General features: G+C 74.1%; 14 protein-coding genes. 10 read left to right on the top strand and 4 right to left on the bottom strand.

What is annotated here, in order from left to right:
* The first annotated feature begins 22 nt into the window (after positions 1-22).
* The 4 genes from ACWIX3_RS22010 (at position 23) to ACWIX3_RS21995 (ending at position 2,829) form a co-directional block, all read left to right on the top strand.
* Positions 23-460, top strand: a complete 438-nt coding sequence (locus tag ACWIX3_RS22010; protein WP_448609477.1) for a hypothetical protein — start codon at positions 23-25, stop codon at positions 458-460.
* 74 nt (positions 461-534) lie between these two features.
* Complete coding sequence (locus ACWIX3_RS22005; RefSeq protein WP_448609476.1) at positions 535-1,230, top strand: MBL fold metallo-hydrolase; 696 nt, start codon at positions 535-537, stop codon at positions 1,228-1,230.
* A gap of 300 nt (positions 1,231-1,530) precedes the next feature.
* Positions 1,531-2,406 carry a sigma-70 family RNA polymerase sigma factor gene (locus tag ACWIX3_RS22000; protein WP_448609475.1) on the top strand — a complete coding sequence of 292 codons (876 nt, stop codon included), beginning with the start codon at positions 1,531-1,533 and terminating at the stop codon, positions 2,404-2,406.
* Positions 2,407-2,457: 51 nt separating this feature from the next.
* On the top strand, positions 2,458-2,829 hold the full coding sequence (locus ACWIX3_RS21995) for a DoxX family protein (RefSeq protein ID WP_448609474.1): 372 nt from the start codon (positions 2,458-2,460) through the stop codon (positions 2,827-2,829).
* 50 nt (positions 2,830-2,879) lie between these two features.
* Here ACWIX3_RS21995 and ACWIX3_RS21990 read toward each other — a convergent pair whose 3' ends face one another.
* Both ACWIX3_RS21990 and lhgO read right to left on the bottom strand, forming a co-directional pair.
* Positions 2,880-4,106, bottom strand: coding sequence for an MFS transporter (locus ACWIX3_RS21990; protein WP_448609473.1), 1,227 nt, complete (start codon positions 4,104-4,106; stop codon positions 2,880-2,882).
* Between the two features lie 10 nt (positions 4,107-4,116).
* Positions 4,117-5,328 (bottom strand): L-2-hydroxyglutarate oxidase, encoded by a 1,212-nt coding sequence (lhgO, locus tag ACWIX3_RS21985; RefSeq protein ID WP_448609472.1) that lies wholly within the window; start codon positions 5,326-5,328, stop codon positions 4,117-4,119.
* Between the two features lie 141 nt (positions 5,329-5,469).
* On the opposite strand from lhgO, the gene ACWIX3_RS21980 reads away from it, so the two are divergent.
* From ACWIX3_RS21980 to ACWIX3_RS21965, 4 genes are all read left to right on the top strand, one after another.
* Entirely contained in the window at positions 5,470-6,357 is an 888-nt protein-coding gene (locus ACWIX3_RS21980; RefSeq protein WP_448609471.1) for a dihydrodipicolinate synthase family protein, read from the top strand.
* Positions 6,358-6,421: 64 nt separating this feature from the next.
* Positions 6,422-7,276: a fumarylacetoacetate hydrolase family protein gene (locus tag ACWIX3_RS21975; protein ID WP_448609470.1), complete on the top strand. Its 855-nt coding sequence runs from the start codon at positions 6,422-6,424 to the stop codon at positions 7,274-7,276.
* Positions 7,277-7,318: 42 nt separating this feature from the next.
* Positions 7,319-8,107, top strand: a complete 789-nt coding sequence (locus ACWIX3_RS21970; RefSeq protein ID WP_448609469.1) for an SDR family oxidoreductase — start codon at positions 7,319-7,321, stop codon at positions 8,105-8,107.
* A complete protein-coding gene (locus ACWIX3_RS21965) occupies positions 8,107-8,883 on the top strand; it encodes a fumarylacetoacetate hydrolase family protein (RefSeq protein WP_448609468.1) in 777 nt (258 codons plus the stop codon). Before ACWIX3_RS21970 ends, ACWIX3_RS21965 begins: the two co-directional genes overlap by 1 nt.
* Positions 8,884-8,974: 91 nt before the next feature.
* Here ACWIX3_RS21965 and ACWIX3_RS21960 read toward each other — a convergent pair whose 3' ends face one another.
* Complete coding sequence (locus tag ACWIX3_RS21960; RefSeq protein WP_448609467.1) at positions 8,975-10,291, bottom strand: citrate synthase; 1,317 nt, start codon at positions 10,289-10,291, stop codon at positions 8,975-8,977.
* A gap of 88 nt (positions 10,292-10,379) precedes the next feature.
* Complete coding sequence (locus ACWIX3_RS21955) at positions 10,380-11,030, bottom strand: TetR/AcrR family transcriptional regulator (protein ID WP_448609466.1); 651 nt, start codon at positions 11,028-11,030, stop codon at positions 10,380-10,382.
* Between the two features lie 96 nt (positions 11,031-11,126).
* Between ACWIX3_RS21955 and ACWIX3_RS21950 the strand changes: the two genes are divergently transcribed.
* Together ACWIX3_RS21950 and ACWIX3_RS21945 are read left to right on the top strand one after the other, a co-directional pair.
* Positions 11,127-13,271 (top strand): acetate--CoA ligase family protein, encoded by a 2,145-nt coding sequence (locus tag ACWIX3_RS21950; RefSeq protein WP_448609465.1) that lies wholly within the window; start codon positions 11,127-11,129, stop codon positions 13,269-13,271.
* A 51-nt stretch (positions 13,272-13,322) separates the two neighbouring features.
* A complete protein-coding gene (locus ACWIX3_RS21945) occupies positions 13,323-14,060 on the top strand; it encodes an enoyl-CoA hydratase/isomerase family protein (RefSeq protein WP_448609464.1) in 738 nt (245 codons plus the stop codon).
* Positions 14,061-14,082: the final 22 nt, after the last annotated feature.

Below are 14,082 nucleotides of genomic sequence, written 5' to 3'. Positions count from 1 at the left end.
CGGACTCCGGGGAGGGAACGCGGTGATCCTCGAGCCCAGGGCGACCGACCTGGACCTCGTCGAGGTCGAGAACGCCCTGCTGCGCGCCGCGGTCGGCGACTACTCCGCCGAGGCCGCGGTGCTGCTGCTCGCCAACGCCGGGCACTGGCTGCCCGAGCTGCGGCGCGCCGGCCTGATCTGCCTGCTCGGCGACGTCGACGGCGGCGGGCTGTGGGCGCAGGTCGCCTGGCCCGACCTCGACGCCGCACTGCGCGCCGGGCGCATCGGCGGCAGCAGCGGTCAGCTGCGGCTGCTCCGGGCGGCGGCCTCCCTCGCCGACGGGCAGCCGGTCGACCTCGGTGACCTCGCCGCCGGCCTCGACCGCGACGGCCTGGCGCTCCTGCTGGCCGCCGTCGCCCACGCCGGCGGCAGCCACGGCGGGGAACTGCCGCCGCTGGTCGCCTGGCCCGTGCGCGGCTGAGGCCGCCCCGGTCGGCTGTCTCCCCTCGGCGAACACGCGAGCGGGACGCCGTCGCGGCCCTCTAGCGTCCGGACATGGACGTGCTCGAGGTCGTCCCGGGCCTGCACCTGCTGCGGCTGGGCATCGCCAACGCCTACCTGTGGCACGACGCTGACGGCGTCACCCTGGTCGACACCGGCCCGCCCGGCAGCAGCCCCGCGGTCGCCGCGGCGCTGCGGACCCTCGGGCTGGACCGGCAGGACCTGCGCCGCATCGTGCTGACCCACTTCCACGACGACCACGCCGGCTCGGCGGCGGAGATCGCCTCGTGGGCGGGCGCGCAGGTGGTCGTGGGGCGTGCTGACGCCCCGTTCGTCCGCCGGGACGTCGCCGGACCGCCGCCGTCCTTCACCGCGACCGAGCAGGCGCTGCACGCCGCCGTCGCCGCCGACCTGGAGCCGGCGCCGGCCTGCCGGGTGGACCAGGAGGTCGACGACGGGCACGTCCTGGACCTCGCCGGGGGCGCGGTGCTCCTCGGCGTGCCCGGTCACACCCCGGGCAGCATCGCCCTGCACCTGCCGCAGCACGGGGTGCTGATCACCGGCGACACCGTCGCCGAGCACCAGGGGCAGGTCGTGCTCGGCCCGTTCAACACCGACCGTGCCCGCGCCTGGGCGTCCCTGCAGCGACTCGCGTCGATGGACGTCGAGGTCGCCTGCTTCGGCCACGGGGAACCGGTCGCCACGGACGCCGGCGCCGCCCTGCGCCGGGCCACCGACCCCTTCGCGTGACCACCCGACGGAGCGGTCGCGTCGATCCGGCCCCGAGGCCACCGGGTAGCGCTCCTCCCGGGTGAGCCGCCTCGCGGGAACAGGGTCACCTTTTCGTCCCCGGACGCGTCGAAGGAGCGGTGGTCCCCGACCGGGAGACAGGAGTGCCGACGGTGACGACACGACGGATGACCCTGTTCGAGACGTCGACGGACGAGGGTGGCGACCGTGGCCTCGGCGGGTGCCCCCGCCCGACGGTCGTCGAGCAGGTCGATGCCCATGACTCCCTGCGTCACCTGCCCGACAGGACGTCCGGTCCCCATGGATCGTGATCGCGCGTCGGAGCACGGGGATCGAACGGCCGTCTTCGAGCGCGAGCGTGCGCACCTGCGTTCTGTGGCCTTCCGTCTCCTCGGCTCCGACTCCGACGCCGAGGACGCGGTCCAGGAGACCTGGATCAGGTACCAGCGCACGGACACCTCCGACGTCGGCAACGTGCCGGCCTGGCTGACGACCGTGGTGAGCAGGTTGTGCATCGACCACCTCCGCCGCCATCGGGAAGTGCCGCACGAACCGGCCGACTTCCTCGGCGGCTCCACTCCCACGCACGAGGAGCCCGAGGCCGTTGCCCTGCTCGCCGGCGAACTCGCGACGGCCTTCACGGTGGTCCTGGAGGAGCTCAGCCCGCCGCAACGCGTCGCGCTCACCCTGCACGACGTCTTCGGGTATCCGTTCGAGGAGGTGGCCCACGTCCTCGGCACGAGCGAGGGGTACGCCAAGAAGCTGGCCAGCGGAGCACGGCAACGCGTCCGGGGACGGGTCGGGCCGACTCCCGGTGACACCGCGGAGGCGCGTCGTGTGGTGGAGGCGTTCCTCGTAGCGGCACAGCAGGGGGACACCGACGGGCTGCTCCGGCTCCTCGCTCCCGGCGTGGTCCGGACGGCCGACGCACAGGCCGTCCCTGCCGGCGTGGCACTGCGGATCGCGGGTGCCCGGGCAGTCGTCGCGGAGACCCGCGCCCTGCAGGCCAACGCACGGCACGCCCGCCTCGCCTCCGTCGACGGCCGGCCGGCCATCGCCGTGCGCACGGACCAGGAACTGCAGGCGGTGCTGGTCTTCCACCTGGTCGGAGGACGGATCGCCGGCTACGACGTGATCGCTCACCCGCGGCGACTCGCGCTGCTGCAGGTCGCCTGAGCCCACGCGGCGCACCACCTCGCCCCGCCGGATCCCCTGAGGAGCATCGACGTGTCCAGCGCCTACCTCGTGGTCGTCGTCATCACGGCCCTGCTCAACGTCGGCGTCGCGATCGCGGACTACGCGAGAGCGGACTTCGTCCTCGCGAACATGGCCGAGGTCGGCGTGCCACGGTCGTGGCTGCCGTTCCTGGCCACGGCGAAGCTGGCCGGGGCCGGAGGGCTCGTCGTCGGCCTCGTGGCCGCGCCACCGCTCGGTGTGGCTGCGGCCGTCGGCCTGGTCGCCTTCTACATCGGCGCCGTCGCCACGCACGTCCGGGCCCGTGTCTTCCACAACCTCGCGTTCCCGGGCGCCTACCTCGCCCTGGCCGTCGCCTCACTCGCCCTGGCTCTCGCGAACGCCGACCAGGCGCTCCTGACGTAGCCGCGCACGAGCAGCGGGAACCGTCGGCGTTGCCGGAACGGTGAGCGCGCTCAGGCCCGGGCGGCGGCCCGGCGCCGGCGGTGCGCGGCCACCAGCGCGGGACGGTCGCGCAGCAGCAGGTGCCGGCCGAGGACGATCACCAGCCCGCCCACGACGGCGAGGGCCGCGGTCGCGGTCCAGGCGACGGCGTAGGACCTCACCGAGACGACCGCGCCGAAGGCCAGCGGCCCGAGTGCCGCGCCCAGGCCCATGCCGCCCTGGGTGATCGACGTCGCCTGGGCGGCCATGCCGTGGTGCATGCGGGTGACCGCGTAGGTCGACAGGCCCGCCCACGCCCAGCCGGTGCAGTACCCGACCACCACGCCGACCGCGATGAGCGACTCGACGCCGGTGCCCAGCAGCGCGTAGGACAGCCCGCCCAGCGACATCTGCGCGGCGACGACGAGCAGCCAGCGGGTGCGCACCCGGTCGGCCAGCCAGCCGGCCACCACCCGGGCCAGGGCGCCCACCCCGCTGGCCACCGCGGCGAGCACGCCGGCGGTCGCGGGGGCGATGCCGCCGGCGACGGCGGTGCTGACGGAGAACGAGCCCAGCGCGTTGCCGGTGGCAGCGCCCAGCATCAGCCCGGCGGCCAGCACGTACAGCGGCCCGCGGTGGAACGGCCCCGCCGCCTCCGAGGGCGCCGACGACGCACCGGCCGAGCCCAGCCGCCGCTGGCCGGGCACGGAGAGCACCACCAGCAGCGCCAGGACGGCGCCCAGGCCGAACGCCGTCCGCCAGCCCAGCGGGATGGCCACCAGCGGGATCGCCGCGCCCGCGAGCAGCGTCGACAGCGGGATCGCCGCCTGCTTCAGGCCGTAGGCCAGGCCCTGCCGGTCGGCCGACACCGAGCGGGCGATGAGGTCGTTGCTGGCCGGCTGCCCGACGCCGTTGCCCCACCCGGCGACGACGAGCGCGGCGACGAGGACGGCGGTGTCGCGGGCGGCGACCGCGACCACCAGCATCGCGAGCGCCGCGGTGAGCCCGGACAGGCGCACGACCGGCACGGTGCCCAGCCGCCGCACCAGCGCACCGGCGGACAGCGCCGACACCGCCGAGGTGCCGAAGAACGCCGCGACCAGCAGGCCGAGCAGCGACGGGCCGACGTCGAGGTCGGCGCTCACCTGCACCCACAGCACGCCGACCAGGTAGGCCGGGAGCACGCCCGCGGTCGTCACCGTGACCGCGGCGGTCGCCGCACGGACCGAGCCCGCGGGGCGCTCCCGGCGCGCGCTCACGCCGCCCTGCTCACAGTGACGTGTCCTCCGTCAGCAGCAGGTCGACCAGGTGCTCGGCGATCGCGAGGGACGACGTCGCCGCGGGGGAGGGGGCGTTCCGCACGGCCACCACCGCGCCCCGCCGGGTGATGCGGAAGTCGTCGACCAGGCCTCCGTCGGCGTCCAGCGCCTGGGCCCGGATCCCCGCGGTGGCCGGGACCATGTCCTCGACGGTCAGCTCGGGCACGTAGCGGCGGGCCGCGGCGGTGTACGCCCGCTTGGACAGCGAGCCGCGCATCTCCGCCAGACCGGTGCGCCAGTGCCGCCGGGCGAAGCGCCGGAAGCCGGGGAAGCGGGCGATCGCGGCCAGCTCGGCGGGGGAGACGTCCCGCCAGCGGTAGCCCTCGCGGGCCAGCGCCAGGACGGCGTTGGGGCCGACCAGCACCTCGCCGTCCACGCGCGGGGTCAGGTGCACGCCCAGGAAGGGGTACCGCGGGTCGGGCACCGGGTAGACCAGGCCGTTCACCAGGGCCCGCTTCTCCGGGCGCAGCGCGTAGTACTCACCGCGGAACGGCACGATCCGCGGGGCGTCGTCGTCCCCGGCCAGGCGCGCCAGCCGGTCGACCTGCAGTCCGGCGCAGAGCACCACCCGGTCGACGACGACCTCCTCGCCGGAGGTGCCGGCGACGACGACCTCCCCGCCGGCGGACTGCAGACCGGCGACCTCGAAGCCGGTGCGGACGGTGGCCCCGGCCTTGCGGGCCTCCTCGGCGAGCTGCTCGGTGACGGCGACGTAGTCGACGATCGCGGTGGTCGGCGAGTGCAGCGCGGCGATGCCCGCGACGTGCGGCTCGAGCTCGTGCAGCTCCGCCCGGTCGATCACCCGGACGCCGGGGACGCCGTTGGCGCGGGCCCGCTCCGCGATCGCGCCGAGCCGCTCCTCCTCGGCCCCGTCCAGGGCGACGAGGACCTTGCCGATCTCTTCGTAGGGCAGGCCCTTCTCGGCGCAGAACTCGCGGAGGAGGGACACCCCGCGGCGGCACAGCGTGGCCTTGAGGGAGCCGGGCTCGTAGTAGAGGCCGGCGTGCACCACGCCGCTGTTGCGGCCGGTCTGGTGGGCGGCGAGCCGGTGCTCCTTCTCGAGGACGGTCACCACGGCGTCCGGGTGGCGGGCGAGCAGCCGCCGCGCCACCGCCGTCCCGATGATCCCGCCCCCGACCACGGCGTATCGCTGGAGCGGCATCGCTCTCCGTCCTCTCGGCCGCCCGCGGCGCTGCGGTGGGCGGGTGTGGTGGCGGTCGTCGGCGGGCGGCTACGGTGCCGATGTGATCTCCGTCGCGCGCCGAACTCCCCGGTCCTGCTCCCACCGGCAGGGTAGTTCCCGGTGACCGCCCTCACGGGTGTGCTGCCCATCACACTCACCCCGTTCACCGACGACGGCGACGTCGACGAGGGCAGCATCGACAGCCTCGTCGAGGACTACCTCGGCGCCGGGGCGCACGGGCTGACCATCCTCGGGATCATGGGCGAGGCGGCCCGCCTGCTCGACGACGAGCGCGAGCGCGTCCTGCGGCGCTACCTGCAGGCCACCGCCGGCCGGGTGCCGGTCGTCGCCGGCGTCTCCGCGCGGGCCACCCGCATGGCGCTGGAGTACGCCCGCCGGGCCGAGGACGCCGGCGCGGCGGCGGTCATGCTCGCCCCGCCGGACAACACCCGGAACCTCGACCTGGTCTTCGAGCACTTCCGGCTGGTCGCCGAGGCGGTGTCGGTGCCGGTCGTGGTGCAGGACGAGCCGGTGAACACCGGCGTCGTCATGCCGGCGCCCTTCCTCGTGCGGCTGCTCGACGAGATCGAGGGCTGCCGCTACCTCAAGCTCGAGGAGACCCCGACGCTGCCGAAGATCACCGCGGTGCGGCAGAAGGCCAAGGGGCCGGTCGGGGTCTTCGGCGGCCTCGGCGGGCTCTACCTCTACGAAGAGCTGCTCCGCGGGGCCGACGGCATCATGACCGGCTTCGGCTTCCCCCAGGTGCTGGTCGGCACCTACGAGCGGTTCGTCGCCGGCGACCGCGCCGGCGCCCAGGAGTTCTTCTTCCGCTACCTCCCGCTGATCCGCTACGAGGCCCAGCTCGGTGTCGGCGGGGTGACCATCCGCAAGCAGGTGTTCGCCCGGCGCGGGGCCATCGCCTCGCCGCACGCCCGCTTCCCGGCGCCGCCGGTCGACGAGCTCACCCTGGCCGAGCTCGACGACCTCATCGCCGCCGTCGGCCTGTAGCCCCCATCCCCACCGCGGGTCGCGCTGCTGCGCGCCCGTGGCCCGCCTGCGAGAGGACACCTCCGTGCGACTGACGACGCTGCGGCTGGACGGCGCGGAGCCGGGGGCGCTGGTGCGCCCGGGCGGCGCGGTGCCGCTGCCGGCGCTCAACGACGCCCTGGGCACCGACTGGCCGGGGACGGTGCAGGAGCTGCTCGAGCGCGGCCGGGTCGAGGAGCTGCGCGACTGGGTCGCCGGCCAGGACGCCGCCCGGCTCGACGAGCTCGTCGTGCCGCAGGAGCAGCTGGCCTACGCGCCGCTCTACCGGCGCCCGCGCAAGATCTGGGGCATCGGGCTGAACTACGTCGAGCACGCCGCGGACCTCTCGGAGAAGGCGCCCTCGACCGAGCCGGCCAGCTTCCTGAAGCCCGACACCGCGATCATCGGCCCCGGCGACCCGATCCGGATCCCGCCGCAGTCGCAGCGCACCACGGCCGAGGGCGAGCTGGGCGTGGTCATCGGCCGGGAGTGCAAGGACGTCGACGAGGCCGACGCCCCCTCGGTGGTCGCCGGCTTCACCACGGTCGTCGACATGACCGCCGAGGACATCCTCGAGAAGAACCCGCGCTACCTCACCCGGTCCAAGAGCTTCGACACCTTCTTCAGCTTCGGCCCCGAGCTGGTCACCGTCGACGAGGTGGACGACGTCGACGCGCTGGAGGTCGCCACGATCCACAACGGGCAGGTGCACCGGCGCAACGTCGTCTCCAACATGACCTTCCGGCCCTGGTGGCTGGTCGCCTTCCACTCGCGGGTGATGACCCTGCTGCCCGGCGACGTCATCTCCACCGGCACGCCGGGGGCGGTGCACATCCGCTCGGGCGACACCGCAGGTGTGCAGATCACCGGCTTCCGCGAGCTCACCAACCCCGTGGCCTGAGCGCCGCGCGCCGACTCCCCGAACGACGACGGAGGACATCCGATGGACCTCGAACTGACCGGCCGGGTCGCCCTGGTCACCGCCGCCTCCAAGGGCCTGGGACGCGCCACCGCGACCCAGCTCGCCACCGAGGGCGCGAAGGTGATGATCTCCAGCCGCGGTGAGGAGCAGCTGGCGAAGACCGCGGCCGAGATCTCGGGCGCCACCGGCGCGCAGGTCGAGCACTGCGCCGCGGACGTCGCCGACGCCGCCGACCTGGCCCGCCTGGTGCAGGAGACGCAGCAGCGCCTCGGTGCCGTGGACGTGCTCGTGAACAACGCCGGCGGCCCGCCGCCCGGCGGGTTCGACGCGCTGGACGACGACACGTGGTACCTGGCGCACGACCTGAACCTGATGAGCACGGTGCGGCTGTTCCGGGCGGTGCTGCCGCACATGCGCGAGCAGAGGTGGGGACGGATCGTCACGATCGCGTCGTCGTCGATCAAGCAGCCGATCGAGAACCTGCTGCTGTCGAACACCTACCGGGTGGCCCTGCTGGGGCTGGCGAAGTCGCTCGCGGTCGAGTTCGCGCCCGAGGGCGTGCTGATCAACACCGTCGGCCCCGGCCGGATCGCCACCGACCGCGTCGCCACCCTCGACGCCAACCGGGCGAAGCAGGCCGGGATCCCCGTGGAGGAGGTGCGCGCCCAGTCGGAGAAGGGGATCCCGCTGGGGCGCTACGGCACCGCCGCGGAGTTCGCGAAGGTCGTCACCTTCCTCGCCTCCGGCGCCAACACCTACACGACCGGCCAGAACTTCCTGGTCGACGGCGGCATGGTCCGGGCCATCTGATGCGCATCGCCCGCTACACCCCGGCCGCCGGTGGCCCCGCGTCGTACGGCCTGGTCGAGGGGGAGGGGGATCAGGCCGTCGTCGTCCGGCTCGACGGCTCGCCCTTCGACGGGGTCCGGACGACCGGGGAGCGGACCCCGCTGTCGGACGTGCGGCTCCTCGCCCCCGTCGAGCCGAGCAAGGTGCTCTGCCTCGGCCGCAACTACGCCGAGCACGCCAAGGAGCTGGGCAACGAGGTGCCGGAGATCCCGGTCGTGTTCGCCAAGTTCTCGACGTCGGTCGTCGGCCCGGACGCCGAGGTGCCCTACCCGCCGGACACCCAGAACCTCCACTTCGAGGGCGAGCTGGCGGTCGTCATCGGGCAGGAGTGCACGCGGGTCCCGGCCGAGCGGGTGGCCGACGTCGTGCTCGGCTACACGGTCGCCAACGACCTGACGCTGCGGGACCTGCAGCGCGCCGAGAAGCAGTGGACCCGCGCCAAGGGCTTCGACCGGTCCTGCCCGCTCGGCCCGTGGGTGGAGACCGACGTCGACCCGTCGGCGCTGTCCCTGCGGACCACGGTCAACGGGGACGTGAAGCAGGACGGCACCACCGCGGACATGCTGCTCGACGTCGCCGCGTGCGTGTCGTGGGTCAGCCAGACGATGACGCTGCTGCCCGGGGACGTCGTGCTGACCGGCACCCCGGCCGGCGTCGGGCCGCTGCAGGCCGGCGACGAGGTCACCGTGAGCATCGAGGGCATCGGCTCGCTGTCGACGCGGATCGTCGGCGGCTGAGCCGTCCGACCCAGGCCGGCCGGTGCAGTGGAAGGACCCCCGCCCACCCCGCGCTGAGCTCGCGAAGCGCGGGGTGGACGGGGGTGTTCTGTCAGCGTTGGTCGAGGGGGACGAAGGCGCGTTCGGTGGCGCCGGTGTAGACCTGCCGGGGGCGGCCGATCTTGGTGGCCGGATCGTTGATCATCTCCCGCCACTGGGCGATCCAGCCGGGCAGCCGGCCCAGCGCGAACAGCACGGTGAACATCGGCGTCGGAAAGCCCATCGCCCGATAGATCAACCCGGTGTAGAAGTCCACGTTCGGATAGAGCTTGCGCTCGACGAAGTAGTCATCCGACAGCGCGATCTCCTCCAGCTGCCGAGCCAGGTCCAGCAGCTCGTTGTTGCCACCGAGCTTGGCCAGCACCTGGTCGGCCGTCTTCTTCACGATCGCCGCGCGGGGATCGTAGTTCTTGTACACCCGGTGCCCGAAGCCCATCAGCTTGACCCCGGGCTCCCGGTTCTTCACCCGCGCCACGAACGCCGGAATGTCCCCGCCCTCGCGCTGGATGGACTCCAGCATCTCCAGCACCGACTGGTTGGCCCCGCCGTGCAGCGGACCGAACAACGCGTTGATCCCGGCCGACACCGAGGCGAACAGATTGGCCTGGCTGGACCCGACCAGGCGCACCGTGGAGGTCGAGCAGTTCTGCTCGTGATCGGCGTGCAGCACGAACAGCATGTCCAGCGCCGCGGCCATGTCGGGATCGACCTCGTAGGGCTCGGCGGGAAACCCGAAGGTCATCCGCAGGAAGTTCTCGGTCAACCCCAGCGAGTTGTCCGGATACAGAAACGGCTGCCCGGCGGACTTCTTGTACGCGTAGGCCGCGATCGTGGGCAGCTTGGCCAGCAGCCGCAGCGTGGAGATCTCCACCTGCCGGGCGTCGAAGGGATCCAGCGAGTCCTGGTAGAACGTCGACAGCGCGCTCACCGCCGAGGACAGCACCGGCATCGGGTGGGCATCGCGCGGAAACCCCCGGAAGAACTGCTTGAGGTCCTCGTGCAGCAGGGTGTGCCGGCGCAGCCGGGAGTCGAAGTCGGCCAGCTGGTCGGCGGTGGGCAGCTCGCCGTAGATCAGCAGATAGCTGACCTCCACGAAGCTCGCCTGCTCGGCCAGCTGGTCGATCGGATAGCCGCGGTAGCGCAGGATCCCGGCGTCACCGTCGATGTAGGTGATCGCCGAGGTGCACGCCGCGGTGTTGACGAAGCCGATGTCCAGCGCCACCTGTCCGGTCGTGGCCAGCAGCTTGCCGGTGTCCAGGCCATCGGCGCCCTCCGTGGCCGCGACCACGCGCAGGGGCAGTTCTCCACCGGGATAGCGCAGGGACACGTCGGGGTTGCCGACCGCCGCTGCGCTCGCAGTCTCGCTCATGGAGGAAGCACGGTAGACCCTCTGAGCGGCACTCCTCGATCGCGCCGCACGGCCGTCGTCACCACGCGGGCCGGGCGGCCCCGCAGCGTCAGCCGCGCACGGGCAGACCGAGGGCCTGCGCCCACAGCCGCGTCAGCGCGGCCACCAGGCGCTCGCGCTCGAACTCGCCGTCGAGCACCAGCCAGTAGTGCACCAGCCCGTTGACCATCGCCACGAGCGCGTGCGCGCTGTACTCGGCGTCGAGGTCGGCAGCGACCAGGCCGTCGCGCTGCAGTTGCTCGATGCTGTGCCGGACGCGGCCGACGTTGCGCTCCCGGGCGGCCTGGCGCAGCGCCCGGACCTCGGGGTCGAACGTGGTCACCTGCTCGAACAGCGCCATCAGCGCGGTGTTCTGCCGGTAGGTGTCGACGAACCGGCGGTTGGCCCGGTCGATGCGGTGCACCGCGACCTCCTCCGGTGAGCCGTCCGGCGGACCGGGCTCGCGGCCGGTGCCCATCGAGGCGTAGAGGTCGTCCATCGTCTCGGCCATCAGCGCCCGGAAGACGGCGGTCTTGGAGCCGAAGTACGTGTAGAAGCTGCCGTGCGCGACGCCGGCCGCCGCGGAGATGTCGGTGACCCGGGCCTCGAGGAACCCGTCGCGCTCGAACACCTCGCGGGCGGCGGCCAGCAGCCGGGCCCGCATCCGGCGGCCGCGCTCGGTCGTCGGCAGGGTCGGCGGGGCAGTCGTCCCGGGGTCCACGGACCACCTCCTACCGTCATCGTTGACATTGACGTCGATGTCAACTTAGCTGCTGGACAGTCCCGCTGTCGTCCCCCCGAGGAGGCGTGCCGCCCGATGGCCGTGCCGACGCCGCACCCGCAGGACGACGGCCTGCAGGCGCTGCTGCGACCGCGGGGGATCGCGCTGCTCGGCATCTCGGGCCGGTCGGAGAACAACATGTCCCGGCCGCTGCGCTACCTGGTCGAGCACGGCTACGAGGGCGAGATCCACCCGGTCAACCCGAACTACTCCGAGCTCGTGGGCCGGCGCTGCTACCCGACGCTGGCCGACGTCCCGGGCCCGGTCGACCTGGTGCTCGTGCTGGTCGCCGCCGACCGGGTCGAGGACGCGATCCGGCAGTCCGCCTCGGTCGGCGCGAAGGCGGCGGTCGTCTACGCCTCCGGGTTCGCCGAGGTCGGCCCCGAGGGGGTGGCGCTGCAGCAGCGGCTGGCCGCGGTGGCGCGGGAGACCGGCGTCCGCGTCCTCGGGCCGAACTGCCAGGGCTTCCTCTACGCGCCCACCGGCGTGGTGGCCACCTTCACCGCCGCCGCCGACCGGCCGCTGACCTCCGGCAGCGGCGTCGCCTACGTCGGGCAGAGCGGTGCGGTCGGCGGCTCGGTGCTCGACCTCGCCACCGACATGGGGCTGGGTCTGGCAGCGTGGTTCAGCACCGGCAACCAGGCCGACCTCGACCTGACCGAGGTCTCGCTGCACCTGCTGGCCGACCCGACGGTGCGGGTGCTGATGCTCTACGTCGAGGCCACCGGCGACGGCGCGGCCTACGCCGAGCTGGCCCGCCGCGCGCACGAGGCCGGCAAGCACCTGGTCGTGCTGCGCTCGGGGCGCTCCAGCGCCGGGCGTCGCGCGGTGGCCAGCCACACCGGCTCGATGCTCGGCGACGACGTCGCCTTCGTGCTCACCTCGCGGCGGTACGGCGTGGTGCTGGTCGACGACATCGACGAGCTGCTCGCCGTCGCCGCGGTGCTGGCCGCCGGCAAGCCGGCGGAGGGGTCGCGGGTCGCCGTCGTCACCACCTCCGGCGGGGCCGGCAGCCTGGCCGCCGACCAGAGCGAGGACGTCGGCCTGCAGCTGCCCGAGCTGTCGGCGGCGACCCAGGCTCGGCTGCGCCCGCTGATCCCGCCCTTCGGCGCGCTCGCCAACCCGGTGGACGTCACCGCGCAGCTGTTCAACCGGGGCGCGCACGCCTTCGGCGACGTCTGCCGGATCATCGCCGAGGACGACGCGGTGGACGTCGTCGCCGTCCTCGTGACCATGGTCGTCGGCGATGACGGCGCCCGGTTGGCCGAGGACCTCGTGGTAACCGCCGCCAAGCTGTCCTGCCCGCTGCTGGTCGGCTGGATCGCCGGGCAGGAGCTGACCGTCGAGGGCCGCCGGGTGTTCCGCGAGGCCGGCGTCCCGGTGTTCGGCTCGGTCGGCGACCTGACCCGGGTCGCCGCGCGGCTGGCACCGCCGCGACACCGCGGTACCCCTCCGCCGCTGCCGCCGGTGCCCGAGGTCCCGGCCGCGGAGGTGCGCGCGCTGCTCGCGGCCCCGGTGGTGGACGGCGCCGCGCTGCTGCGGACGATCGGCATCGCGCAGCCGTCGTCCACGCTGGCGACCACGCCGGAGGCGGCGCGGGAGGCGGTCGCGGCGCTGCCCGGCCCGGGCGTGCTCAAGCTCGCCGCCGCGGACCTGGCGCACAAGAGCGAGGTCGGCGGGGTGCGGGTGGGCGTCGGCCCCGACGAGGCGGAGGCCGTCTTCACGGAGCTGCTGGACTCGGCACGCCGCCACCACGTCCCCGTCGTCGAGGGCGTGCACGTGCAGGAGCTCGTGCCGCCGGGCACCGAGCTGATCCTCGCCGTGACCGCCGGGCGCGACGGGTTCCCGCCGGTGGTGACCGTCGGGCTCGGCGGGGTGACCACCGAGCTGTACCGCGACCTCGCGTCCGCGCTGGCCCCGGTCTCGCCGGAGGAGGCGTGGGCGATGCTGCGCAGCCTGCGGGCCTGGCCGCTGCTGGCCGGCTTCCGCGGCGCCGAGCCCGCCGACGTGCCGGCCGCGGTCGACGCGGTGGTGCGGCTGTCGCAGGCCGCGGTGGCCGCCGGCGACCGGCTGGCCGAGTTCGAGGTGAACCCGCTCATCGTGGCGCCGCGCGGCCGGGGTGCCACCGCCGTCGACGTCCTGGTGCGCACCACCGGTTCGCGGGAGCCGGTGGGCGAGTAGGCAAGCTCTGGCTCCGCAGACCACCCCCAGCAGAGAGGTAGGACACCCCCCGTGGGACAGATCCAGTTGGAGCGGCACGGCGGCGTCGCCGTGTTCACGGTCGACTCGCCCGAGGTCAGGAACGGGCTCACCCCGGAGATGGGGCTGCAGCTCTCGGAGCTGTGCGACGAGGTGGACGCCGACCCCGCGATCGGCGCGGCCGTCGTCCGGGGCGCGGGCGGCACCTTCTGCTCCGGCGCCGACCGCCGGCGCTGGACGCCGGGCAGCGACCAGGCCGAGGACAAGACCTACAAGGAGCTCGGCGCCGTCTACACCGCCTTCCGGCGGGTGGGCACCCTGCAGGTGCCCACCATCGCCGCGGTGCGCGGCGCCGCGGTCGGCGCCGGCATCAACCTGGCGCTGTCCACCGACCTGCGCATCGTCTCCGAGAGCGCCCGGCTGCTCGCCGGCTTCCTGCGCATCGGCCTGCACCCGGGCGGCGGCTACTTCACGATCAGCAGCCGGACGGCGGGCCGCGAGGCCACCGCCGCTATGGGGCTGTTCAGCGAGGAGATCGACGGTGTGCGCGCCGCCGAGATCGGCCTGGCGTGGAAGGCCGTTCCCGACGACCAGGTCGAGGACCTCGCCCTGGAGCTCGCCGGCCGCGCGGCCAAGGACCCGGAGCTGGCCCGCGAGGCGGTCCGCTCGTTCCGCACCGAGGCCGGCCCGCCCGGGATCGGCTGGGAGGCCGCGCTGCACTTCGAGCGCGCCACCCAGATGTGGTCGCAGCGACGGCGCGAGACCGCCTGACCCGAACCCCCGCCGGGCCGGC

Source organism: Geodermatophilus sp. URMC 60, from assembly GCF_053502585.1.
Note: the sequence above shows the minus strand (reverse complement) of the source record. Positions and strands in the feature narration are given on the sequence as shown.

What these genes read in the sequence shown, in the direction of transcription:
- lhgO (WP_448609472.1), bottom strand. Translation starts at nt 5,328, where the DNA reads ATGCCGCTCCAGCGATACGCCGTGGTCGGGGGCGGGATCATCGGGACG.
- ACWIX3_RS22005 (WP_448609476.1), top strand. Translation starts at nt 535, where the DNA reads ATGGACGTGCTCGAGGTCGTCCCGGGCCTGCACCTGCTGCGGCTGGGC.
- ACWIX3_RS21970 (WP_448609469.1), top strand. Translation starts at nt 7,319, where the DNA reads ATGGACCTCGAACTGACCGGCCGGGTCGCCCTGGTCACCGCCGCCTCC.
- ACWIX3_RS21965 (WP_448609468.1), top strand. Translation starts at nt 8,107, where the DNA reads ATGCGCATCGCCCGCTACACCCCGGCCGCCGGTGGCCCCGCGTCGTAC.
- ACWIX3_RS22000 (WP_448609475.1), top strand. Translation starts at nt 1,531, where the DNA reads ATGGATCGTGATCGCGCGTCGGAGCACGGGGATCGAACGGCCGTCTTC.
- ACWIX3_RS21960 (WP_448609467.1), bottom strand. Translation starts at nt 10,291, where the DNA reads ATGAGCGAGACTGCGAGCGCAGCGGCGGTCGGCAACCCCGACGTGTCC.
- ACWIX3_RS21950 (WP_448609465.1), top strand. Translation starts at nt 11,127, where the DNA reads ATGGCCGTGCCGACGCCGCACCCGCAGGACGACGGCCTGCAGGCGCTG.